Here is a 23,643-nt window from a genome sequence, read left to right on the forward strand (position 1 = left end):
CAAAGCATAAAAAATATGAATTTGAGTTATTTAATGTAACCCCCTAGGATCGACCTCACAAGCCAAAGGGTTATTGAATGTCTCAAGACCCGGGGCATAGAAATACGCTGATGAGGAACCGTCTGATGGCCGGCAAAACGCTCTACGACAAGCTCTGGGATTCGCACTTGGTCAAACAGCGCGACGATGGCTCCGCGCTGATTTACATCGATCGTCACATCATCCACGAAGTGACGTCGCCGCAAGCCTTTGAAGGCCTGCGTCTGGCCGGGCGCAAGCCTTGGCGCATCGATGCCAACATCGCGACCCCGGACCACAACGTACCGACCACCCCGGAGCGCAAGGGCGGCATCGAAGCCATTGCCGACGAGGTCTCGCGTTTGCAGGTTCAGACCCTCGACGACAACTGTGATGAATATGGCATCGTCGAGTTCAAGATGAACGACGTGCGCCAAGGCATCGTCCACGTCATCGGCCCGGAGCAGGGCGCAACCTTGCCGGGCATGACCGTGGTCTGCGGCGACTCCCACACCTCGACCCATGGCGCTTTTGGCGCTCTGGCTCACGGTATCGGCACTTCCGAGGTCGAGCACGTGCTCGCCACTCAGTGCCTGGTCGCCAAAAAGATGAAGAATATGCGGGTGTCGGTCGAAGGCAAATTGCCGTTCGGCGTGACGGCCAAGGACATCGTTCTCGCCGTGATCGGCAAGATCGGCACCGCCGGCGGTAACGGCCATGCCATCGAGTTCGCCGGCAGCGCGATCCGTGATCTGTCGGTCGAAGGCCGCATGACCATCTGCAACATGTCCATCGAGGCCGGCGCTCGCGTAGGGCTGGTGGCCGCTGACGAAAAAACCGTGGCCTATGTGAAGGGCCGTCCTTTCGCCCCGAAAGGCGCGGAGTGGGACTTGGCGGTCGAAGCCTGGAAAGACCTGGTGACCGATAAAGACGCCCAGTTCGATACTATCGTCGAGCTCGACGCCACCCGGATCAAACCGCAAGTCAGCTGGGGCACTTCGCCTGAAATGGTGCTGGCCGTGGACCAGAACGTGCCGGACCCTTCGAAGGAAATGGACCTGGTCAAGCGTGGCTCCATCGAACGCGCCTTGAAGTACATGGGCTTGACCGCCAATCAGGCGATCACCGATATCCAGCTGGACCGCGTATTCATCGGCTCCTGCACCAACTCGCGAATCGAAGATTTGCGCGCTGCCGCCGTGATCGCCAAGGGCCGCAAAGTCGCTTCGACCATCAAGCAGGCCATCGTGGTGCCGGGCTCGGGTCTGGTGAAGGCTCAGGCTGAATCGGAAGGCCTGGACAAGATTTTCCTCGAGGCGGGTTTTGAGTGGCGCGAGCCGGGTTGCTCGATGTGCCTGGCGATGAACCCGGACCGTTTGGAGTCGGGCGAGCATTGCGCGTCGACCTCCAACCGCAACTTCGAAGGCCGTCAGGGCGCCGGTGGCCGTACCCACCTCGTGAGCCCGGCCATGGCCGCCGCCGCCGCTGTAAACGGTCGTTTCGTCGACGTCCGTGAATTGATCTAAAGGAGCGCAGCATGAAAGCTTTTACCCAGCACACTGGTCTTGTCGCGCCTTTGGATCGTGCCAACGTCGACACCGACCAGATCATCCCGAAGCAGTTCTTGAAGTCGATCAAGCGCACGGGTTTCGGCCCGAACCTGTTCGATGAGTGGCGCTACCTGGATGTCGGGCAGCCGTATCAGGACAACTCGAAACGCCCGTTGAACAAGGACTTCGTTCTCAACGCCGAGCGTTATCAAGGCGCCAGTGTGCTGCTGGCCCGCGAGAACTTCGGTTGCGGCTCCAGTCGTGAGCACGCGCCGTGGGCCCTGGAAGAGTACGGTTTGCGCAGCATCATCGCGCCGAGCTACGCCGACATCTTCTTCAACAACAGCTTCAAGAACGGCTTGCTGCCGATCATCTTGAGCGATGCCGACGTGGATGAGCTGTTCCAGCAGGTTGAAGGTACTCCGGGTTATCAGTTGCAGGTTGACCTGCAGGCCCAGACCGTGACCCGTCCGGATGGCAAAGTGTTGAGCTTTGAGATTGATGCGTTTCGCAAGCACTGCTTGCTCAATGGTCTGGACGATATCGGCCTGACGTTGATGGACCACGAGGCGATTGCGACGTTTGAAGCCAAGCACCGTGCCAGCCAACCGTGGTTGTTTCGCGACGCTTGAATTTGCGTAAGGCGTGATGACGCCTTCGCGGGCAAGTCGGATCGCCGCATCGCTCGCTCCTACAGGATCGAGAGCTAGCCTCGCCCCTGTAGGAGCGAGGCTTGCCCGCGAAGAGGCCCGCCCAGACACCACAAGACTCACCCTAAAAAAGGAAGTCCCGATGACCAGCACCGCCCAGCACAGTCAGGTAGTCCAAAAGCAATTCGGTGAACAGGCCTCGGCCTATCTGAGCAGCGCCGTACACGCTCAAGGCACCGAATTCGCGCTGCTACAGGCAGAACTGGCCGGGCAGGGCGATGCACGGGTGCTGGACCTGGGTTGCGGTGCCGGTCACGTCAGTTTTCACGTGGCCTCGCTGGTCAAGGAGGTTGTGGCGTACGACCTGTCCCAACAGATGCTCGACGTGGTCGCCGCCGCCGCTGTCGACCGTGGTTTAAGCAATGTGACCACGGTCCTCGGCGCCGCTGAGCGGCTGCCCTTCGCCGACGGCGAGTTCGACTTCGTGTTCAGCCGTTACTCGGCGCACCATTGGAGCGATCTCGGCCTGGCCCTGCGCGAAGTGCGCCGGGTGCTGAAACCGGGTGGCGTGGCGGCGTTCGTCGACGTGTTGTCACCGGGCAGTCCGTTGTTCGACACTTACCTGCAAAGCGTCGAAGTGCTGCGCGACACCAGCCATGTGCGCGATTATTCCGCCGGTGAGTGGTTGCGTCAGGTCAGCGAAGCGGGGTTGCATACCCGCAGCACCACCCGGCAGCGCCTGCGTCTGGAATACAACAGCTGGGTCGAGCGCATGCGCACGCCAGAGGTGATGCGCGCGGCGATCCGCGAGTTGCAGCAGTCCATGGGCAATGAAGTGCGCGAATATTTCGAGATCGAGGCCGATGGTTCGTTCAGTACAGATGTGCTGGTGCTGATGGCAGAACGATAGAATTTTTCCGGGTGTGCCTGCGGGCACACCGACTGATGACATGAGGAAAGCATGAGCAAGCAGATTCTGATTCTCCCAGGTGACGGTATTGGCCCGGAAATCATGGCCGAAGCGGTCAAGGTGCTGGAATTGGCCAATGACAAATACAGCCTGGGCTTCGAGCTGAGCCACGACGTGATCGGTGGCGCCGCCATCGACAAGCACGGCGTGCCGCTGGCCGACGAAACCCTGGCTCGCGCACGCGCTGCCGAGGCGGTATTGCTGGGCGCCGTGGGCGGCCCGAAATGGGACACCATCGAACGTGACATCCGCCCTGAGCGCGGCCTGCTGAAAATTCGTGCGCAACTGGGCCTGTTCGGCAACCTGCGTCCGGCGATCCTGTATCCGCAACTGGCTGAAGCCTCGAGCCTGAAGCCTGAAATCGTGGCTGGCCTGGACATCCTGATCGTCCGTGAGCTGACCGGCGGCATCTACTTCGGCACACCGCGTGGTACCCGCACCTTGGAAAACGGCGAGCGTCAGGCCTATGACACCCTGCCGTACAGCGAAAGCGAAATCCGCCGCATCGCCCGTGTCGGTTTCGACATGGCCATGGTGCGCGGCAAGAAGCTGTGCTCGGTGGACAAGGCCAACGTACTGGCTTCCAGCCAGTTGTGGCGTGAAATCGTCGAGCAAGTGGCCAAGGATTACCCTGAAGTCGAACTGAGCCACATGTACGTCGACAACGCCGCCATGCAGCTGGTGCGTGCACCGAAGCAATTCGACGTGATCGTCACCGACAACCTGTTTGGCGACATCTTGTCCGACCAGGCATCGATGCTCACCGGTTCCATCGGCATGCTGCCGTCGGCGTCGCTGGATACCAACAACAAAGGCATGTACGAGCCGTGCCACGGTTCGGCGCCGGACATTGCCGGCAAAGGCATTGCCAACCCGTTGGCGACCATTCTGTCGGTGTCGATGATGCTGCGTTACAGCTTCAATCTGCAGGATGCGGCCGATGCCATCGAGAAGGCCGTCAGTCTGGTTTTGGACCAGGGCTTGCGCACGGGCGACATCTGGTCGGCCGGTTGCACTAAAGTCGGTACGCAGGAAATGGGTGACGCAGTAGTCGCCGCTCTGCGGAATCTGTAATCTCTCGGGCCCGCTGCCACTTTCACTCTTGAAAGCAGCGGCCCACTTTTTAAAGAAGGTGTAGTTGCGATGAAACGTGTAGGTCTGATCGGTTGGCGCGGTATGGTCGGTTCCGTGCTCATGCAGCGGATGCTGGAAGAGCAGGATTTCGATCTTATTGAGCCGGTGTTTTTCACCACTTCCAATGTCGGTGGCCAAGGCCCGTCCGTGGGCAAGGACATTGCTCCGCTCAAGGACGCTTACAGCATTGAAGAGCTGAAAACCCTCGACGTGATTCTGACCTGCCAGGGTGGCGACTACACCAGCGAAGTCTTCCCGAAACTGCGCGAAGCCGGCTGGCAGGGTTACTGGATCGACGCCGCTTCCAGCCTGCGCATGCAGGATGACGCGGTGATCGTGCTGGACCCGGTGAACCGCAAGGTCATCGACCAGCAGCTCGACGCGGGCACCAAGAACTACATCGGCGGCAACTGCACCGTCAGCCTGATGCTGATGGGCCTGGGCGGTCTGTTCGAAGCCGGGCTGGTCGAGTGGATGAGTGCCATGACCTATCAGGCGGCCTCCGGGGCCGGCGCGCAGAACATGCGTGAACTGATCAAGCAAATGGGCGCGACCCACGCCGCTGTCGCCGATCAACTGGCCGACCCGGCCAGCGCGATCCTCGACATCGACCGCCGTGTCGCCGAAGCCATGCGCAGCGACGCGTACCCGACCGAAAACTTCGGGGTACCGCTGGCCGGCAGCCTGATCCCGTGGATCGACAAGGAACTGCCAAACGGTCAGAGCCGCGAAGAGTGGAAGGCTCAGGCCGAAACCAACAAGATCCTCGGTCGCTTCAAGAGCCCGATCCCGGTCGATGGCATCTGCGTGCGCATCGGCGCCATGCGCTGCCACAGCCAGGCGCTGACCATCAAGCTGAACAAAGACGTGCCGATCGCCGACATCGAAGGGCTGATCAGCCAGCACAACCCTTGGGTCAAACTGGTGCCGAATAACCGCGAAGCCAGCATTCAGGAACTGAGCCCGACGAAAGTCACCGGCACCCTGAACGTACCGGTTGGCCGTCTGCGCAAGCTGAACATGGGCACGCAGTACGTCGGCGCGTTCACCGTTGGCGACCAGCTGCTGTGGGGCGCGGCCGAACCGCTGCGTCGTATGCTGCGGATCCTGCTTGAGCGTTGATCGATTGAAGTAATGAAAGAACCCGCACCTTGAAAGAGGTGCGGGTTTTTTTTTTTGCCCGGTGTGTCGTCAGTGAGGGCCTCTTCGCGGGCAAGCCTCGCTCCTACAAGGGATCCGGGCGTCCACATAACTGTAGGAGCGAGGCTTGCCCGCGAAGAGGCCGGTGTAATCACCACAAATCCCCAGCCGAATTGCCTGCATGCCCCCCACCCGGTAAAGTGCCGCTCCCCCCGTTTCGCCAGAGGTAGAACCATGAGCCAGTCCTTTGATATTGCCGTGATCGGCGCCACCGGTACTGTCGGCGAAACACTCGTGCAGATTCTCGAAGAGCGCGACTTCCCGGTCGGTAACCTGCACCTGCTGGCCAGCAGCGAATCCGCCGGGCATTCGGTGCCGTTTCGCGGCAAGAACGTGCGGGTGCGTGAAGTCGACGAATTCGACTTCAGCAAAGTCCAGCTGGTGTTCTTCGCGGCCGGCCCGGCAGTAACCCTGAGTTTCGCCTCGCGCGCCACCGCCGCCGGTTGCTCGCTGATCGACCTGTCCGGCGCCTTGCCGGCCGATCAGGCGCCGCAAGTGGTGCCGGAAGCCAACGCCGACATCCTCGCCGGTCTGAAAAAACCGTTCCAGGTCAGCAGCCCTAGCCCGTCGGCCACGACGCTGGCCGTGGTGCTGGCGCCGTTGCTCGGTTTGCTCGACCTGCAACGCATCAACCTGACCGCCAGCCTGGCCGTCTCCGCCCAGGGCCGCGAAGCAGTGACCGAGCTGGCACGGCAAACCGCCGAGCTGCTCAACGTGCGCCCGCTGGAGCCGACCTTTTTCGATCGGCAAATGGCGTTCAACCTGTTGGCTCAGGTCGGCAAGCCTGATGAACAGGGCCACACGCTGTTGGAAAAACGCCTGGTGCGTGAGCTGCGTCAGGTCATGGCTCTGCCTTTATTAAAGATTTCCGTCACTTGCATTCAAGCCCCGGTGTTTTTTGGCGATAGCTTTAGCGTGACCTTGCAGTCAGCGAGCGCTGTCGACCTGGCAAAAGTCAACGCGGCACTGGAAGACGCGCCGGGTATCGAGCTGGTGGAAGCCGGCGATTACCCGACAGCGGTAGGCGATGCGGTAGGGCAGGACGTGGTTTACGTTGGTCGGGTTCGCCAAGGTATCGACGACCCGTCGGAACTTAATGTGTGGCTGACGTCAGATAACGTACGCAAAGGCGCCGCGCTCAATGCTGTGCAGGTGGCTGAATTGTTGATAAAAGACCTGCTGTAAAAGATACTTGGCAACAATTTTTCGAATGAGTCCGGTCGAGCGTTATGCTTGGCCGGATTGCTGATGGCGAGCCACCCTGCGGGGCTTTCCGGGGCATGAATGAAATGATCGCGCGTGACGACCCTTCGTCGCCGCGCGCAATGCCTTACGGCAGCGGCTATCAACACCTTCTCGCTGGCCGAGGAATGTTCAAACAAAGGATGAGGCTATGGTTCAAGTTCGCAAACTGGTGTTAGCAATAGCGGCCGCCTCGGCGCTGTCCTCCGGTATGGCGCATGCCCTCGGGCTTGGGGAATTGACCCTGAAGTCGACGCTGAACCAACCTCTGGTGGCGGAAATCGAGCTGCTCGACGTCAAGGACCTCACCGCCGCGGAAGTGGTGCCGAGCCTGGCTTCGCCCGAAGATTTCGCCAAGGCAGGCGTCGATCGCCAGGCGTTTCTCAACGACCTGACCTTCACGCCAGTGCTCAACGCCAGCGGAAAAAGCATCCTGCGTGTGACGTCCAGCAAGCCACTGTCCGAGCCCATGGTGAAATTCCTGGTTCAGGTGATGTGGCCCAACGGTCGACTGCTGCGCGATTACAGCGTGCTGCTCGATCCGTCCAAATTCTCCCCGCAGACCGCTGAAGCGGCTGCGCAGCCTGCGCCGACCCAAACGATCACTGCGCCGGTCACTGGCGCCACCAAGCCAATCCAATACACCACCACGCCGCGCGATACCCTTTGGGAAATCGCCGCGAAGGCGCGTAATGGCGGGTCGGTTCAGCAAACCATGCTGGCTATCCAGGCGCTGAACCCCGATGCCTTTATCGACGGCAACATCAACCGCCTGAAAACCGGCCAGGTGCTGCGCATGCCCGATCAGGCGCAGAGCACCGGCCTGCCGCAAACCAAGGCAATCGCTGAAGTCGCTGCACAGAACACCGCATGGCGACAGGGTCGTCGTTATGTGGCTAAGCCCGGCACCGGGCAGCAGCAACTCGATGCCACCAAGCGTGGCCGCGCTGACGCAGCCCCGTCGCAAGCGGCGAAAGACAATCTGAGCCTGGTCTCTGCCGAAACCGGCAAAGCCCGTGGCAAAGGCGCTGCAGGCGATGCCAAAGCCTTGGGCAACAAACTGGCTGTCACCCAGGAAAGCCTCGACACGACCCGTCGTGACAATGCCGAACTGAAAAGCCGCATGACCGATCTGCAAAGTCAGATGGAAAAGCTGCAACGCCTGATCGAGCTGAAGAACAATCAATTGGCCAAGTTGCAGGCCGAAGGCTCTGCTGATGCGCCGGTTGCAGCCGCGGCCGCTCCGGCAATGTCTGCTGAGTTGGCCGCCGACCCTGCGGCGGCGCCGACGGAAGTGGCTCCTGCACCGGTAGCGCCTGCGCCAGAGGCGGCGGCACCTGAAGCCGCTCCGGTGCCAGCGCCCGCCGAGCCACCTGTCGAGCCGACGCCAGTCGCTTCCGACGACCAGAAATTCAACGAGCTGCTGACCAATCCGGTGCTGCTGGGCCTGGTGGGCGGCGGTGCAGTGGTTCTGCTGTTGTTGCTGCTGTTGCTGGCACGTCGCCGCAAAGCGCAGCAAGAAGCCGAGAAACACCTGCGCATGGCACGTGCCCTGGAAGAGGAGAAGGAGTTCTCCGCCGAGCAGGACCTGCCGGAAAGCAGCTTCGAAGGCCTGGAAGTTCCGCCGCCGAGCGTGAAACTCGCTACGTCGCCGACTCCTGCGCCAGCGCCGATGCCTGCTCCGGCTCCAGTGATTGCTCCGGTAGTGGTCACGCCGCCGATTGCCGCACCACTGATATCGCCGGCAGCCGACCGCGATGACGATGTACTGACCAAGGCTCAGTCGCACATTGCCGCCGGTCGTTTGAACCAGGCAGTGGCGTTGCTCGAAGACGGCATCAAGCAAGAGCCGCAACGCAGCGACCTGCGCCTGAAGCTGATGGAAGTCTACGGTCAGCAGGGCGATCGCGATGCGTTTGTCGCTCAGGAGCGTCAGTTGGTGGCCAACGGTGACAACTTCGCCCAGGTCGAACAGCTTAAAACCCGTTTCCCTGCGATGGTTATCGCGGCTGCCGGTGGTCTCGCCGCTGCCGCCATCGCCGCCGAGCTGGACGCGCAGTACGTCAAAGACCTGCTACTGGACGAGCCGGAAGCGCCAGCCCCCGCCGATGACGACTTTGACAGCGCCTTCGATCTAAGCCTGGACGATCTGGAAGCCGCTTCTCCGGCGGTGGTTGCACCCGAGCCGGAATCGGCGGCTGACCTTGAAGAATTCCCGCTGGACGACGACCTGAGCTTTGAGTCGGTGTTGAAGGAGCAGACCGAAATCAAGGAAAACCTCGACGACCTGTCGGACTTCGACCTGGACATGGATCTGGGGGGAGACCCATCGCCGGCGATCCTCGCTGAGGACGACTTCCTGCTGGATCTCGACGAAGGCGTGAAGGACTTGCCTACCGAGCCTGTGAAGCCTGAAGTTCCGCAGGATGACCTGGAGTTGCCGGCCAATTTCGACTTGTCGCTGGCCGATGAAATGGACACCGCCACCACCACCCCGGCCGAGCCGGACGCCTTCGCCGCTGAGCTGGAAGACGTCAACGCCGAGCTGGATCGTCTGTCCCAGAGCATGGGTGAGCCGACCTTTACCGCAGAAGACGCTATGGCTTCCGCGGCGGACGAGCCGGATTTCGACTTCCTCTCCGGCACCGATGAAGTCGCCACCAAACTCGATCTGGCCCAGGCCTACATCGACATGGGCGACAACGACGGCGCTCGGGACATCCTCAATGAGGTGGTGACCGAGGGTAATGCTGGCCAGAAGAGCGAAGCCAAGGAGATGCTTTCGCATCTGGCTTGAGTGTTCGGCAGGCAGTAAACAGAACGGCAGCCCAGTGAGGCTGCCGTTTTTGTTTTCGCTTAGCTGCGGTGTTGCCTGTCCAACCGCTTTCGCGAGCAAGCCCGCTCCCACATTGGTTCGTGTTGCCCAAAGTATTTAAGCCGGGCGCGAATACCTTGTGGGAGCGGGCTTGCTCGCGAAGAGGGCCTGACATTCGATATCCTGTTTTCTGTTGCACTGGCATCCCGGTGGCGCGGCCTTATAATGCCCGCCTTTGCGCTTATCAGCAGGCTGTTACTCCTTGGCAAATATAGATAACCCGGCCGTCGAACTGGCGGCCGACGGCTTTTTCCGGATCGCGCTGGGCGTTGAATACAAAGGCTCGCGTTATCGCGGCTGGCAGCGCCAGGCCTCCGGCGTGCTCACCGTGCAGGAAACCCTCGAAAAGGCCTTGTCCAAAGTCGCCGACTCACCGGTGTCGCTGCTCTGCGCCGGGCGCACGGACGCTGGCGTGCATGCCTGCGGCCAGGTGGTGCATTTCGATGCCCAGGTCGAGCGTTCGATGAAGGCCTGGGTCATGGGCGCCAATATCAACTTGCCCCACGACGTCAGTGTCAGCTGGGCCAAGGTCATGCCGGCGCATTTTCATGCGCGTTTCAAGGCCATCGCCCGCCGCTATCGCTACGTGATCTACAACGATCAGATCCGCCCGGCGCACCTGAACGAAGAAATCACCTGGAACCACCGTCCGCTCGACGTCGAGCGCATGGCCGAGGCGGCCCAGTATCTGGTTGGCACCCATGATTTCAGCGCGTTCCGCGCCGGTCAGTGCCAGGCCAAGTCGCCGATCAAGGAACTGCATCACCTGCGTGTCACGCGTCACGGCAAGATGATCGTGCTGGATATCCGCGCCAGCGCCTTCCTGCACCACATGGTGCGCAACATCGCCGGTGTATTGATGACCATCGGGGCCGGCGAGCGCCCGGTGGAGTGGATGAAGGAAGTGCTGGAGAGTCGGATCCGTCGTTCTGGCGGGGTGACGGCGCATCCGTTCGGTCTGTATCTGGTGCAGGTCGAATATCGCGACGAGTTCGAATTGCCCGAGCGTTACATCGGCCCACACTTCCTCACAGGCTTCTCTGAACTTGACGGCTGACGCCCTCGAACGCATTTGTTACCATCCGGGACTTTCTCGGATTTGCCCTGAGGTTTTATCGACATGTCAGCCGTTCGCAGCAAGATTTGTGGGATTACCCGCATAGAAGATGCGTTGGCGGCGGTCGAGGCCGGGGCGGATGCCATCGGATTTGTGTTTTACCCCAAAAGCCCGCGGGCGGTGACGGTCCAGCAGGCGCGCGAGATTATCAAGGCGCTGCCGCCATTCGTGACCACCGTGGGGTTGTTCGTCAGCGCCAGCCGCTGCGAGTTGGGCGAACTGCTCGACGCCGTGCCGCTGGACCTGTTGCAGTTCCATGGCGACGAAACCGCAGCCGACTGTGAAGGCTGGCACCGCCCGTACATCAAGGCACTGCGGGTCAAGGCCGGCGACGATATCGCGGCGGCATGCGATGCATTTCCTAGTGCCAGCGGTATCCTGCTCGATGCCTACGTTGAAGGCGTACCCGGCGGAACCGGTGAAGCGTTCGACTGGTCTTTGATACCGCAAGGCTTGAGCAAGCCGATCATCCTCGCTGGCGGCTTGACTCCGGATAACGTGGCGCAGGCAATCGACCGGGTTCGGCCTTACGCGGTGGACGTCAGCGGTGGGGTAGAGGCGAGCAAAGGCATCAAGGATCACGCAAAGATTCAGGCATTCATCAAGGCTGTACGTAGTAGCACGTAGTTGATGTGACGGCTGGCAGACTGCCGCCGTCCCAAAATGCACTGCGCTGCACAAAGCAGGCACGGCTGAGGATTGATGGGTTGTACGCAGGTCACGCTCCACCGACCCGACCATCCACCGATCATCGCCACACACACACATGAATTTAGCTCAAGGGCATACGCGGGGCTGCGAACCAGAGCGTTCGGGCCGCCGGTACTGGAGAAAGAAAGCATGAGCAACTGGTTAGTAGACAAACTGATCCCTTCGATCATGCGTTCCGAGGTCAAGAAGAGCTCGGTGCCTGAAGGTCTGTGGCACAAATGCCCGTCTTGCGAGGCTGTGCTGTACCGTCCGGAGCTGGAAAAGACCCTGGACGTTTGCCCCAAGTGCAACCACCACATGCGTATCGGCGCCCGCGCCCGCATCGACATCTTCCTCGACGCCGAAGGCCGTGCCGAATTGGGCGCGGACCTGGAGCCGGTTGACCGTCTGAAGTTCCGCGACGGCAAGAAGTACAAGGATCGCCTGACCGCTGCGCAAAAGGCGACCGGCGAAAAAGACGCACTGATCTCCATGAGCGGGACCCTGCTGGGCATGCCGGTGGTGGTTTCGGCGTTTGAATTCTCCTTCATGGGCGGTTCGATGGGCGCCATTGTGGGTGAGCGGTTTGTCCGCGCCGCCAACCACGCGCTGGAAAACAAATGCCCGATGATCTGCTTCGCCGCCTCCGGTGGTGCGCGGATGCAGGAAGCCCTGATCTCCCTGATGCAAATGGCCAAGACCTCTGCGGTACTGGCGCGTCTGCGTGAAGAAGGCATTCCGTTCATCTCCGTGCTGACCGACCCGGTCTACGGTGGTGTTTCCGCCAGTCTGGCAATGCTGGGCGACGTGATTGTCGGTGAGCCGAAAGCCCTGATCGGCTTTGCAGGTCCGCGCGTTATCGAGCAAACCGTGCGCGAAAAACTGCCGGAAGGCTTCCAGCGCAGCGAGTTCCTGCTGGAGCACGGCGCGATCGACTTGATCGTTCACCGTCAGGAACTGCGTCCACGCCTGGGCAACCTGCTGGCACAAATGATGGGCCTGCCGACGCCGAAATTCGTCGCCGCACCCATCGAGCCGATCGTGGTTCCACCGGTACCTGCCAACCTATGACCGAACGTACCCTTGGCGAGTGGCTCGCCTACCTTGAGCAGTTGCACCCTTCGGCCATCGACATGGGCCTTGAGCGCTCGCAACAGGTAGCGTCCCGCATGGGGCTGGGCAAGCCGGCGCCTCGGGTGATCACGGTCACCGGCACCAACGGCAAGGGTTCTACCTGCGCATTCGTGGCTTCGCTGCTGCGGGCGCAGGGCCTGAACGTCGGTGTCTACAATTCTCCGCACCTGTTGCGTTACAACGAGCGGGTGCAGGTCAACGGCGTCGAAGCGACTGACGCCGAGCTGTGCGAAGCCTTTGCTGCAGTCGAGGCGTGGCGTGGCGACACTTCCCTGACGTACTTCGAAATGGGAACCCTGGCGGCGTTCTGGCTGTTCCAGCAGGCCGGGCTTGATGCCGTGGTGCTGGAAGTCGGCCTCGGTGGGCGTCTGGATACGGTCAACGTGGTCGATGCTGACATGGCGCTGGTCACCAGCATCGGTGTCGATCACGCCGATTACCTGGGGGATACCCGCGAGTCCGTGGCTTTTGAAAAGGCCGGCATCTTCCGTCAGGGCGCGCCTGCGCTCTGCGGCGACCTGAATCCTCCACAACCTCTGCTGGATAAAGCCCGCGAGCTCAATTGCCCGTTTTTCTTGCGTGGCCGCGATTTTGATCTCGGTATCACCGATCAAAACTGGCAATGGCGCGGAGTAGACGCTCAAGGGCGTGTGCTCGAGTTGCGCGATCTGCCGTTGCTCGACCTGCCGATGGAAAACGCTGCACTGGCTTTGCAGGCTTACCTGTTGCTCGGTTTGCCGTGGGTGGCTGCACTGATTATTGAGGCCCTGAAAGCGACGCGGGTGGTCGGTCGTCTCGATCGCCGTCAGTTCGACTGGCAGGGCAAGCGCCTGAGCCTGTTGCTGGATGTGGGGCATAACCCGCATGCGGCCGAGTATCTGGCGCGCCGTCTGGCCAGTCGTCCGCCGGTCGGCAAGCGTCTGGCGGTGTTCGGATTGCTGGCGGACAAGGATCTGGATGGTGTTGTCAGTGAATTGAATGCTAGTGTCCAGCAATGGGCTGTCGCGCCGCTGGATTCACCGCGTGCGCGCCCGGTTGCCGATTTGCAGGCGGCGTTGCAGAACCTTGGCGCCGCGGTAACGTCCTATGACAGTGTGGTCGCCGCCCTGGAAGGGCAGTGTGCGCTGGCGACGAGCGACGACGAGATTCTGTTGTTCGGATCATTTTATTGTGTCGCCGAGGCCCTTGAATGGCTGGCTCGGCGCTCCACGGAGGAAGCGGCAAATGGCATTGCTGGATAAGGCATACAAACAGCGCATGGTTGGCGCCCTGGTTCTGGTGGCGCTGGCGGTTATTTTTCTGCCGATGCTGTTTTCCCGTCAGGATGAGCAGCGTCAAGTGACGGTCGAAGCCCCGACTGCACCGCAAGCACCGTCGATGCCGCAAGTGCAGGTCGAGCCGGTGGTGGTGCCTGAGCCGCAAGCGCTGCCTCAAGAACCGGTGCCGAGCGATGATGAGATCGCTCAGCAAGAAGCACCGTCCGCGCCGATTGCACCGAGTGCACCAGTGGCGCCTGCGCCTGTTGCCAAACCGGTCGCGCCAGCACCTGCTCCTGCTATGGCTGCCAAGCCTGCAACCGCGCCCCCTCAGCCAATCACTGCTGCACCGGGCAAGCCGGACACGACTCAGAGTCGCGTCGACGCCAATGGCCTGTCGGTCAGCTGGTCGGTGCAATTGGCCAGCCTGTCGAGCCGTGCAAGTGCAGAAAGCCTGCAAAAAGACCTGCGCAGTCAGGGCTATAACGCCTACATCCGTACGGCAGATGGCAAGAACCGGGTGTTTGTCGGACCGCTGATCGAGCGCGCCGAAGCCGATCGTCTGCGTGACTTGTTGGGCCGCCAGAAGAACCTCAAGGGGTTTGTGGTGCGTTTCCAACCTGAGCGCGGTTAAAACTATCGCCCCGATTTGAAATGCACTGACAATCGCAGCTTACCGATAGCCATGGGCTCTGCTAAAATGCGCCGCCTTATCCGTCTGTAGGCTGCACTGTGCCATTTACCTGGGTTGACTGGGCGATCGTTGCAATCGTCGCCATCTCCGCATTGATCAGTCTGAGCCGCGGCTTCGTCAAAGAAGCATTATCGCTGGTGACCTGGATCATCGCAGGAGTCGTCGCCTGGATGTTCGGTGGTGCATTGTCCGAGTACCTCGCCGGATACATCGAAACGCCATCGGCTCGTGTGATCACGGGCTGTGCCATCATGTTTGTCGCCACTTTAATCGTGGGCGCAATGATCAATTATCTTATCGGCGAGTTGGTTCGCGTCACCGGGTTGTCCGGGACCGATCGATTCCTCGGCATGGCCTTCGGCGCCGCGCGTGGCGTGCTGCTGGTGGTCGTGGCGGTCGGGCTGTTGAGCCTGGGGCCGGTACAGCAGGACGGGTGGTGGCAACAGTCGCAGCTCGTGCCAAAATTTCTATTGGTCGCAGACTGGTCCAAAAACCTGATCCTCGGGTGGAGCAGTCAGTGGCTTGCCAGCGGTATCAGCGTACCCGCTGAGATACCGTTCAAGGAGCACCTCTTGCCGATGGCCAAAACGCCTCAGTGAGTTGTGTTCAGTTCAGATCCATTAAGTAGGGGTTGCGTCGCATGTGTGGCATCGTCGGTATCGTCGGTAAGTCGAACGTCAATCAGGCGCTGTATGACGCGCTAACCGTCCTCCAGCACCGCGGCCAGGACGCTGCCGGTATCGTGACCAGCCATGATGGCCGGTTATTCCTGCGCAAGGACAATGGCCTGGTGCGTGACGTGTTCCATCAGCGTCACATGCAGCGCCTGGTCGGCCACATGGGCATTGGCCATGTGCGTTACCCGACCGCGGGCAGCTCGACTTCGGCCGAAGCCCAACCGTTTTACGTCAACTCGCCTTACGGCATCACCCTGGCGCACAACGGCAACCTGACCAACGTTGAACAGTTGGCGAAGGAGATTTACGAATCTGACCTGCGCCACGTCAACACCAACTCCGATTCGGAAGTGCTGCTCAACGTGTTCGCACACGAACTGGCCCAGCGCGGCAAGTTGCAGCCAACCGAAGAAGACGTGTTCGCTGCCGTCACCGACGTGCACAACCGTTGCGTCGGTGGTTACGCGGTCGTGGCGATGATCACCGGTTATGGCATCGTCGGTTTCCGCGACCCGCACGGCATCCGCCCGATTGTCTTCGGCCAGCGTCACACCGACGAAGGCGTCGAGTACATGATCGCCTCCGAAAGCGTTTCCCTGGACGTGCTCGGTTTCACCCTGATTCGCGACCTGGCACCGGGCGAAGCGGTCTACATCACTGAAGACGGCAAGCTGCACACCCGTCAGTGCGCGACCAACCCGTCCCTGACCCCATGCATCTTCGAACACGTCTACCTGGCGCGTCCGGACTCGATCATCGATGGCGTGTCGGTCTACAAGGCCCGCCTGCGCATGGGTGAGAAACTCGCCGAGAAGATCCTGCGCGAGCGTCCAGAACATGACATCGACGTGGTTATCCCGATTCCGGACACCAGCCGTACCGCGGCCCTGGAGCTGGCGAACCACCTGGGCGTCAAGTTCCGCGAAGGCTTCGTGAAGAACCGCTACATCGGCCGGACCTTCATCATGCCGGGCCAGGCTGCACGGAAAAAATCCGTACGCCAGAAGCTCAACGCCATCGAACTGGAATTCCGCGGCAAGAACGTGATGCTGGTGGACGACTCGATCGTTCGTGGCACCACGTGCAAGCAGATCATCCAGATGGCCCGTGAAGCCGGCGCGAAAAACGTCTACTTCTGCTCCGCAGCCCCGGCCGTTCGCTACCCGAACGTCTACGGCATCGACATGCCAAGCGCCCACGAGCTGATCGCTCACAACCGTTCGACTCAGGACGTTGCTGACCTGATCGGCGCTGATTGGTTGATCTATCAGGACCTGCCTGACTTGATCGAAGCGGTCGGTGGCGGCAAGATCAAGATCGAGAAGTTCGATTGCGCGGTGTTCGATGGCCAGTACGTGACCGGCGACGTCGACGAGGCTTACCTGAACAAGATCGAGCAGGCACGTAACGATGCCTCCAAGGTCAAGACGCAGGCAGTCAGTGCAATCATTGATCTGTATAACAACTGAGTAAACGAGCGGCCTGTAGGAGCGAGGCTTGCCCGCGAAGCTTTTGGCGTTCCCAAAGGCCCCTTCGCGGGCAAGCCATGCTCCTACAGGCCGGTTTTGTATCTATTACTGAGCAGGGCAAGGAGTGACAGCATGAGTCAGGATTGGGATGCCGGTCGGCTGGACAGCGACCTCGAAGGCGTAGCGTTCGATACCCTGGCCGTACGCGCCGGTCAGCACCGCACGCCGGAAGGCGAACACGGTGATCCGATGTTCTTCACTTCCAGCTACGTCTTCCGTACCGCTGCCGACGCCGCGGCGCGCTTTGCCGGCGAAGTGCCGGGCAACGTTTACTCGCGCTACACCAACCCGACCGTGCGCGCGTTCGAAGAGCGCATCGCTGCGCTGGAAAGCGCCGAGCAAGCGGTGGCCACGGCCACCGGCATGGCAGCGATCATGGCGGTGGTGATGAGCCTGTGCAGCGCCGGCGATCACGTACTGGTGTCGCGCAGCGTGTTCGGTTCGACCATCAGCCTGTTCGAGAAGTACTTCAAGCGCTTCGGCATTGAAGTCGATTACGTGCCTCTGGCGGACTTGTCCGGTTGGGACGCGGCGATCAAGGCCAACACCAAATTGCTGTTCGTCGAGTCGCCGTCCAATCCCCTGGCCGAACTGGTGGATATCGCCGAGCTGGCGAAAATCGCTCACGCCAAAGGCGCGATGCTGGTGGTGGACAACTGCTTCTGCACCCCTGCGTTGCAGCAGCCGCTGAAGATGGGCGCGGACATCGTCGTGCACTCGGCGACCAAGTTCATCGACGGCCAGGGCCGTTGCATGGGCGGTGTTGTGGCCGGTCGTAGCGAGCAGATGAAAGAAGTCGTCGGTTTCCTGCGCACTGCCGGGCCGACCCTGAGCCCGTTCAACGCCTGGATCTTCCTGAAGGGCCTGGAAACCTTGAGCCTGCGCATGAAGGCGCATTGCGCCAACGCCCAGCAACTGGCCGAGTGGCTGGAGCAGCAGGACGGCATCGAGAAAGTCCATTACGCCGGCCTCAAGAGCCATCCGCAGCACGAACTGGCTCTGCGCCAGCAGAAGGGCTTCGGTGCGGTCGTGAGTTTTGAGGTCAAGGGAGGCAAAGAGGGCGCCTGGCGCTTTATCGATGCGACCCGTTTGATTTCGATCACCGCCAACCTCGGTGACAGCAAAACCACCATTACGCACCCGAGCACCACCTCCCACGGCCGTCTGGCGCCGCAAGAACGTGAAGCGGCGGGCATTCGTGACAGCCTGATCCGCATCGCGGTCGGTCTGGAAGATGTGGCTGACCTGAAAGCCGATCTGGCGCGCGGGTTGGCTGCCTTGTGATCGAGTTGTCGACGCCGGGCACCGGCACCCATGGCCGCGTTGCACTGGTCACCGGTGCCGCACGCGGCATCGGGCTGGGGATCGCGGCCTGGCTGATCAGCGAAGGCTGGCAAGTGGTGCTGACCGACCTTGATCGAGAGCGCGGTTCGAAAGTGACGAAGGTGCTGGGCGAAAACGCCTGGTTCATCGCCATGGACGTCTCGAACGAGGGGCAAGTGGCGTTGGGCGTCGCCGAGGTGTTGGGGCAGTTCGGGCGTCTGGATGCGTTGGTGTGTAACGCGGCGATTGCCGACCCGCACAACATTACTCTGGAAAGTCTCGATCTGGCTTACTGGAATCGGGTGCTGGCGGTCAATCTAAGCGGCCCGATGCTGTTGGCCAAGCACTGTGCGCCGTATCTGCGCGCTCACAGCGGTGCGATCGTCAATCTGGCCTCGACCCGCGCTGCGCAGTCCGAGCCGGACTCAGAGGCTTACGCGGCGAGCAAGGGCGGTCTGTTGGCCCTGACTCACGCGTTGGCCATCAGCCTTGGGCCGGAAATTCGCGTCAACGCGGTCAGCCCCGGCTGGATCGATGCGCGAGACCCGGTGGCACGGCGTGCTGAGCCCCTGACAGAGGCCGACCATGCCCAGCATCCGGCGGGCAGGGTAGGGACCGTCGAAGACGTTGCGGCAATGGTCGCTTGGCTGCTGTCGAAGAACGCCGGTTTCGTCACGGGTCAGGAGTTTGTGGTCGATGGCGGCATGACCAAGAAGATGATTTACAGCGAGTGATGGGGCAGAGGTGCTGTCTTCAGCATTGATGTTGGGTGTGCCGTCCTCATCGCGAGCCTGCTCGCGAAGCGGTCTGACGGTTTGCGGCCCTGGTGTGGAATGACACGATTCTGTCTTTTTCAGAAAAACTTCAATCCTGCTATTGACTTAGGTTCGCTACCTGCGTAAATTTCGCGGCCTCGGAGATGCAAACGGGTGATTAGCTCAGCTGGGAGAGCGTCTGCCTTACAAGCAGAATGTCGGCGGTTCGATCCCGTCATCACCCACCAAATCCGAGAGTCTTGCGAAAGCAAGATGGAAGCTTTTAAAAGCCTCCACCGACGCGCAGCGGTAGTTCAGTCGGTTAGAATACCGGCCTGTCACGCCGGGGGTCGCGGGTTCGAGTCCCGTCCGCTGCGCCATATTTTCCGCGTCAGGCTTGCCCTGATTCGAGATTGAAAGAGAGACTGAAAAGTCTCAGAGCTTTCAATCAGACGAGTTACTTGGACGCAAGTCCAAAGCGATACGCAGCGGTAGTTCAGTCGGTTAGAATACCGGCCTGTCACGCCGGGGGTCGCGGGTTCGAGTCCCGTCCGCTGCGCCATATCTGCCTCAAGGCCCACTGAACGCCTTGGAGCTACGAAGAAAGCCACTGGCAGTCTTCGAGTCGATAGCAAAGACCCTGGTCGAAAGACCGGGGTTTTTTGTGTCTGCGATTTGGCTTTTCCTCCCTTCATTCCTTGTCAATCCAACCTTTCTGCTCAGCCGATGCATAAAGGGCTTCCTTCATATGTTCGACATTAATTAGAATCACTCTCATTTACGATAACTCCTGGCACAGGGCTTCTTGAAATGAGTGATGCAGCGATGCCGGAGGAGCAAACTTTCCACGATGTGTACCGCGACCATCGCGGCTGGCTCGAAAGCTGGTTGAGACGACGCATGAGCAATGGTCACGATGCGGCGGACCTGAGCCAGGACACATTCGTGCGCTTGCTCGCCAGCTCCCAGCGTATTGCTGACCTGCAAGAACCCCGCGCCTACCTGGCGACCGTGGGCAAACGGCTGCTGACCAACTTCTACAAGCGCCGCAGCCTGGAGCAGGCTTACCTCAATGCGCTGGCGCTCCTGCCTGAAGACTGCGTGCCATCCCCCGAGCAGCGCTGGATTCTGCTGGAAACCCTGCAAGCCCTCGACGAATTGCTCGATGGATTAGCGGCCCCTGTACGTCGGGCGTTTCTCTGGAGCCAACTGGAAGGCCTGGGTTATCAAGCAATCGCCGAGCGCCTGCAAGTCTCGGAGCGCACGATCAAGCGCTACATGGCCCAAGCCTACGAGCATTGCCTGCTGGTGGCGCTGTGAGCGGTTCCGCCCCTTCGGCCGACGCCCGTCAAGTCATAGGGGCTGCCGCGCAGTGGCTGGCGCTCATGGAATCGGGCACCGCCAACGAGCGGGACCGAGCGGAGTTGCAGAGCTGGCGCGACAGTCATTCCAGCCACGAGCAGGCCTGGCAAAAAGCGCAACTCTTGCGTCAACGCTTTGCTGACTTGCCGTCAGCACTGGCGATGGCCAGTCTGGATCGACCGCAGCCGAGCCGACGCGCGGTGCTCAAGCGCGCCGTCGGCGCGGTGGCGTTGGTGCCGGCCGCCTGGCTGATCAGTCGGCAGTTGCCTTTGGATGCCTGGAGTGCCGACCTGCGGACAGCGACCGGGGAGGGCAAGAAAGTCCAGTTGGCCGACGGAAGCTCGCTGCAATTGAACACCGCGAGCGCCGTCGATATTGATCTGAGCAACCGTCTACTCAAGCTTGTTGAGGGCGAAATTGCCCTGAAAGTCCCTGGCACCTCGCCGCTAACGATCCAGACGCACTTCGGCCAGGTGGTCGTCAGTCAAAGTGAAGTATGCGTTCGTCAGTGGCAGACGGGGTGCAAGGTGTCGGTGCTTAACGGCACGGTGCAGTTGCAGCCTTTGCATGGACCGGTCTTTTCGTTGCGCGCAGGCCAGCAAGCTAGCCTTCAGGCTACGGGTGCCGGCGCTGTGGAGCCATTCGACGTCCTTGCTCCAGGCTGGCGCGACGGTGTGCTGATGGCGCAGAACCAGCCCCTGGGGGACTTTTTGCGCGAACTCAGCACCTATCGCCCGGGTGTGTTGCGCTGGGAGCCAGAACTGGATTCCCTACGCGTCACCGGCAGTTTTCGCCTGGAAGACACCGATCGAATTCTGGCGCTGCTGGCGGCCAGCCTGCCGTTGGAGGTGCATTCGCGTACGCGATATTGGGTCACGCTGCTGCCGCGCAAAAATAGTGTTTGAAGCGTGTCCCCTTTTTTCGCCTCGCTTGTCATTCAAGGCAAGTGAACGAAATAAGAGAGCTTCCTCAATGCCCGCAGTGTTCCCGTCCAGTCCGCGTTTGGCTTCATCCCGCCTGCGCCCGTTAATGCACTTGAGTCTGTTGCTGAGCCTCAGTGCCTGTCCGTTGTTCATCACCGCCGGTTGGGCCGAAGACGCGCCTCGACGCAGTTATCAGGTGCCCGCCGGCAGCCTCAGCGCAGCGCTGACCCGTTTCGCCGGGCTGGCCGGGGTCAACCTGTCGGTGGACCCGGCGCTGGTGAGTGGTCGTAACAGCCCCGGCCTGTCCGGCGAATTTGCAGTGGAGGAGGGCTTTGCCCGGTTGTTGCAGGGTTCCGGTCTGCAACTGCAGCCGGTGGGCGAACAAGCGTACATTCTGACCCCAGCGCCAGAAGGCAGCGGCCTGCAACTGGGCGCCACCTCGATTCTCGGTGCCATCGACCCGGTGGACGGCGATCCGTATGCCGGCGGCCAGGTGGCGCGCCGTGGTTCGCAAGGCCTGCTGGGCTCGAAAGACTTTATGGAAACGCCGTTCAGCATGACCACCTACACCAGCGAGGTGGTCAAAAACCAGCAGGCTCGTACCTTGGGCGACCTGATCGCCAACGATCCCTCGGTTCGCGCCACCAACCCGGCGGGTGGGCGTTACGAGCAGTTCACCATTCGCGGGCTCAGTCTGTTCAACAGGGATGTTGCCTACAACGGTCTCTACGGCGTCCTGCCGACCTACACGATCGACATGGAAATGGCCGACCGCGTCGACGTCCTCAAGGGGCCGAGCCAGCTGATCAACGGCATCTCGCCGAGGGGCAGCGTGGGCGGCGGGATCAACGTGGTGCCCAAGCGCGCAACCGATAAGCCCATCACTTCGTTCACCGGCAGCTACGCGTCCGACAGTCAGGTTGGCGGTGCCGTGGATGTCGGCCGGCGCTTTGGTGAAGACAACAAGTTCGGCATTCGTTTCAACGGCGTCAAACAGTCCGGCGACACCGAATGGGATCAGCAGAATGTCGACCGCGAGATGGCCGTGCTCGGCCTGGATTTTCGCGGTGAACGCTTGCGGCTTTCGACGGACATCGGGCGCACCGAGCGTGACACCGACGCGCCGCAGGAACGCGTGCAGGTCAACGCCAACGCGCAGGTTCCGCGTGCCAGCGATGTGCGCCACAACTATGCGCAGCCGTGGAGCAAGGCGAGCACCAACGACACGTTCGGAACGGTGAACGGTGAATTCGATGTCAACGATTCCGTCATGCTGTACGGCGGTGTGGGCGCGCGCAAAAGCAACCATGACTTTCTCCGGCATGCCGTTGCGGTCACCAACAACGCGGGTGATTTCAGTGTTCAGCCACGTGATTTCACCCGCGACGAAAATGTCCGGACGGCCACGGCAGGGGTGCGCAACTGGTTCCATACCGGCCCGGTGAGCCATGAGGTCAACCTGGCCGCCAGCTATTTCTACATGGACTTCGAAAATGGCGGCGCGCGTTACGCGGCGGCCCCCAGCAACCTCTACAACCCGGTGGAAACCCCCACGCCGCTCAGGCCCACGCGACAGGATGCGAAGGTCTATACCGAGAACCGCTTCAGCGGCGTGGCGTTGTCCGACACCCTGGGCTTTTTTGATGATCGGCTGCTGCTGACCCTCGGCGCCCGCTGGCAGCGGGTGAAGGTTGATGACTGGTCGGGCAATGTGAAAGGCGACACCGCCTACGATGAGGAAAAGGTTTCGCCGTCGGGCGGCATCCTGTTCAAGGCTACCGATAAGCTGTCGCTGTACGCCAACTACATGGAAGGCCTGAGCCAGGGCAAGATCGCGCCGTCGACTTCGGTAAACGAGGACGAAATCTTCCCGCCGTTCGTCAGCCGCCAGGTCGAGGTCGGCGCCAAGTACGACGCGGGCGCATTTGCCGTGACCGCCGCAGTGTTCCGGATCAAGCAGCCGGCCTACGAAACCAACGCCACGACGCGCGTCTTCGGCCCGAACGGCAAGCGTGAGAACACAGGAGTGGAACTGAGTGTGTTCGGTGAGCCGCTCGATGGTTTCCGCCTGCTTGGCGGTGTCATGTACATCGACAGCGAGTTGACCAACACCGCCAAACGCGCCTTCGACGGCAACCGGGCGCCGGCCACGCCGAAATACAACGTCAACCTGGGCGCCGAGTGGGACGTGCCGACCGTAGAGGGCCTGACCCTCACCAGCCGAGGCATCTATTCCAGCTCGCAGTACCTGGACCAATCCAACAACAAGGAAATCGACTCCTGGGAGCGTTTCGACGTGGGCGCACGCTACGCGTTCAAGGTCGAGGAAAAGAACATCACCTTGCGCGCCAATATCGAGAACGTGGTGGACAAGCGCTACTGGAGCTCGGCCGGGGCCTCGGATGACAGCGAGCCTGGTTTGACGCTTTCGACGCCACGCACCTACTTGCTTTCAGCGACCGTCGATTTCTGAGTCGATTCCACTGCGAGGCTGCCTACGCCTGTAGCAGCTGTCGAGCCCCAGCGAGGCTGCGTTCGACTGCG

The 23,643-nt window shown here is 61.1% G+C and carries 19 protein-coding genes and 3 tRNA genes; all 22 read left to right on the forward strand.

Annotated features, from left to right (window positions below; all coding sequences use genetic code 11):
• Positions 1-125: 125 nt before the first annotated feature.
• The 22 genes from leuC to EYC95_RS06070 all read left to right on the forward strand — a co-directional run bounded on the left by leuC (position 126) and on the right by EYC95_RS06070 (position 23,572).
• A complete protein-coding gene (leuC, locus tag EYC95_RS05965) occupies positions 126-1,544 on the forward strand; it encodes a 3-isopropylmalate dehydratase large subunit (RefSeq protein ID WP_131059535.1) in 1,419 nt (472 codons plus the stop codon).
• An 11-nt stretch (positions 1,545-1,555) separates the two neighbouring features.
• The gene (gene leuD, locus EYC95_RS05970; protein WP_131059536.1) at positions 1,556-2,200 is read left to right on the forward strand and encodes a 3-isopropylmalate dehydratase small subunit; all 645 of its coding nucleotides are present in this window, start codon (positions 1,556-1,558) and stop codon (positions 2,198-2,200) included.
• A gap of 160 nt (positions 2,201-2,360) precedes the next feature.
• Complete coding sequence (locus EYC95_RS05975; protein WP_131059537.1) at positions 2,361-3,128, forward strand: class I SAM-dependent methyltransferase; 768 nt, start codon at positions 2,361-2,363, stop codon at positions 3,126-3,128.
• 51 nt (positions 3,129-3,179) lie between these two features.
• Positions 3,180-4,262 carry a 3-isopropylmalate dehydrogenase gene (leuB, locus tag EYC95_RS05980; protein ID WP_131059538.1) on the forward strand — a complete coding sequence of 361 codons (1,083 nt, stop codon included), beginning with the start codon at positions 3,180-3,182 and terminating at the stop codon, positions 4,260-4,262.
• A gap of 69 nt (positions 4,263-4,331) precedes the next feature.
• On the forward strand, positions 4,332-5,444 hold the full coding sequence (asd, locus tag EYC95_RS05985; protein WP_054052925.1) for an aspartate-semialdehyde dehydrogenase: 1,113 nt from the start codon (positions 4,332-4,334) through the stop codon (positions 5,442-5,444).
• A gap of 252 nt (positions 5,445-5,696) precedes the next feature.
• Positions 5,697-6,707: an aspartate-semialdehyde dehydrogenase gene (locus tag EYC95_RS05990; RefSeq protein ID WP_131059539.1), complete on the forward strand. Its 1,011-nt coding sequence runs from the start codon at positions 5,697-5,699 to the stop codon at positions 6,705-6,707.
• Positions 6,708-6,915: 208 nt separating this feature from the next.
• A complete protein-coding gene (locus EYC95_RS05995; RefSeq protein WP_131059540.1) occupies positions 6,916-9,561 on the forward strand; it encodes a FimV/HubP family polar landmark protein in 2,646 nt (881 codons plus the stop codon).
• Positions 9,562-9,841: 280 nt separating this feature from the next.
• Positions 9,842-10,696 carry a tRNA pseudouridine(38-40) synthase TruA gene (gene truA / locus EYC95_RS06000; protein WP_131059541.1) on the forward strand — a complete coding sequence of 285 codons (855 nt, stop codon included), beginning with the start codon at positions 9,842-9,844 and terminating at the stop codon, positions 10,694-10,696.
• Between the two features lie 63 nt (positions 10,697-10,759).
• On the forward strand, positions 10,760-11,383 hold the full coding sequence (locus EYC95_RS06005; RefSeq protein ID WP_131059542.1) for a phosphoribosylanthranilate isomerase: 624 nt from the start codon (positions 10,760-10,762) through the stop codon (positions 11,381-11,383).
• Between the two features lie 213 nt (positions 11,384-11,596).
• Positions 11,597-12,517, forward strand: a complete 921-nt coding sequence (gene accD / locus EYC95_RS06010) for an acetyl-CoA carboxylase, carboxyltransferase subunit beta (protein ID WP_131059543.1) — start codon at positions 11,597-11,599, stop codon at positions 12,515-12,517.
• On the forward strand, positions 12,514-13,821 hold the full coding sequence (folC, locus tag EYC95_RS06015; protein ID WP_131059544.1) for a bifunctional tetrahydrofolate synthase/dihydrofolate synthase: 1,308 nt from the start codon (positions 12,514-12,516) through the stop codon (positions 13,819-13,821). The genes accD and folC overlap by 4 nt, the downstream gene beginning before the upstream one ends.
• Positions 13,805-14,470 carry an SPOR domain-containing protein gene (locus tag EYC95_RS06020; protein WP_131059545.1) on the forward strand — a complete coding sequence of 222 codons (666 nt, stop codon included), beginning with the start codon at positions 13,805-13,807 and terminating at the stop codon, positions 14,468-14,470. The genes folC and EYC95_RS06020 overlap by 17 nt, the downstream gene beginning before the upstream one ends.
• 98 nt (positions 14,471-14,568) lie before the next feature.
• Positions 14,569-15,129 (forward strand): CvpA family protein, encoded by a 561-nt coding sequence (locus EYC95_RS06025; protein WP_109633196.1) that lies wholly within the window; start codon positions 14,569-14,571, stop codon positions 15,127-15,129.
• A 41-nt stretch (positions 15,130-15,170) separates the two neighbouring features.
• A complete protein-coding gene (gene purF, locus EYC95_RS06030) occupies positions 15,171-16,676 on the forward strand; it encodes an amidophosphoribosyltransferase (protein ID WP_131059546.1) in 1,506 nt (501 codons plus the stop codon).
• A 132-nt stretch (positions 16,677-16,808) separates the two neighbouring features.
• Positions 16,809-18,020: an O-succinylhomoserine sulfhydrylase gene (locus tag EYC95_RS06035; RefSeq protein WP_131059547.1), complete on the forward strand. Its 1,212-nt coding sequence runs from the start codon at positions 16,809-16,811 to the stop codon at positions 18,018-18,020.
• Positions 18,017-18,793 carry an SDR family oxidoreductase gene (locus EYC95_RS06040; protein WP_131059548.1) on the forward strand — a complete coding sequence of 259 codons (777 nt, stop codon included), beginning with the start codon at positions 18,017-18,019 and terminating at the stop codon, positions 18,791-18,793. Before EYC95_RS06035 ends, EYC95_RS06040 begins: the two co-directional genes overlap by 4 nt.
• Positions 18,794-18,986: 193 nt before the next feature.
• A tRNA-Val gene (locus EYC95_RS06045) sits at positions 18,987-19,062 on the forward strand.
• Positions 19,063-19,117: 55 nt separating this feature from the next.
• Positions 19,118-19,194 (forward strand) — tRNA-Asp (locus tag EYC95_RS06050).
• Between the two features lie 105 nt (positions 19,195-19,299).
• Positions 19,300-19,376: transfer RNA gene (locus tag EYC95_RS06055), tRNA-Asp, on the forward strand.
• 248 nt (positions 19,377-19,624) lie between these two features.
• Complete coding sequence (locus EYC95_RS06060) at positions 19,625-20,134, forward strand: sigma-70 family RNA polymerase sigma factor (protein WP_131059549.1); 510 nt, start codon at positions 19,625-19,627, stop codon at positions 20,132-20,134.
• Positions 20,131-21,081 (forward strand): FecR domain-containing protein, encoded by a 951-nt coding sequence (locus EYC95_RS06065; RefSeq protein WP_131059550.1) that lies wholly within the window; start codon positions 20,131-20,133, stop codon positions 21,079-21,081. Before EYC95_RS06060 ends, EYC95_RS06065 begins: the two co-directional genes overlap by 4 nt.
• A gap of 67 nt (positions 21,082-21,148) precedes the next feature.
• A complete protein-coding gene (locus tag EYC95_RS06070) occupies positions 21,149-23,572 on the forward strand; it encodes a TonB-dependent receptor (RefSeq protein WP_131059551.1) in 2,424 nt (807 codons plus the stop codon).
• Positions 23,573-23,643: the final 71 nt, after the last annotated feature.

The organism is Pseudomonas sp. BGI-2 (assembly GCF_004310295.1).
In the GTDB taxonomy this organism is placed as follows: domain Bacteria; phylum Pseudomonadota; class Gammaproteobacteria; order Pseudomonadales; family Pseudomonadaceae; genus Aquipseudomonas.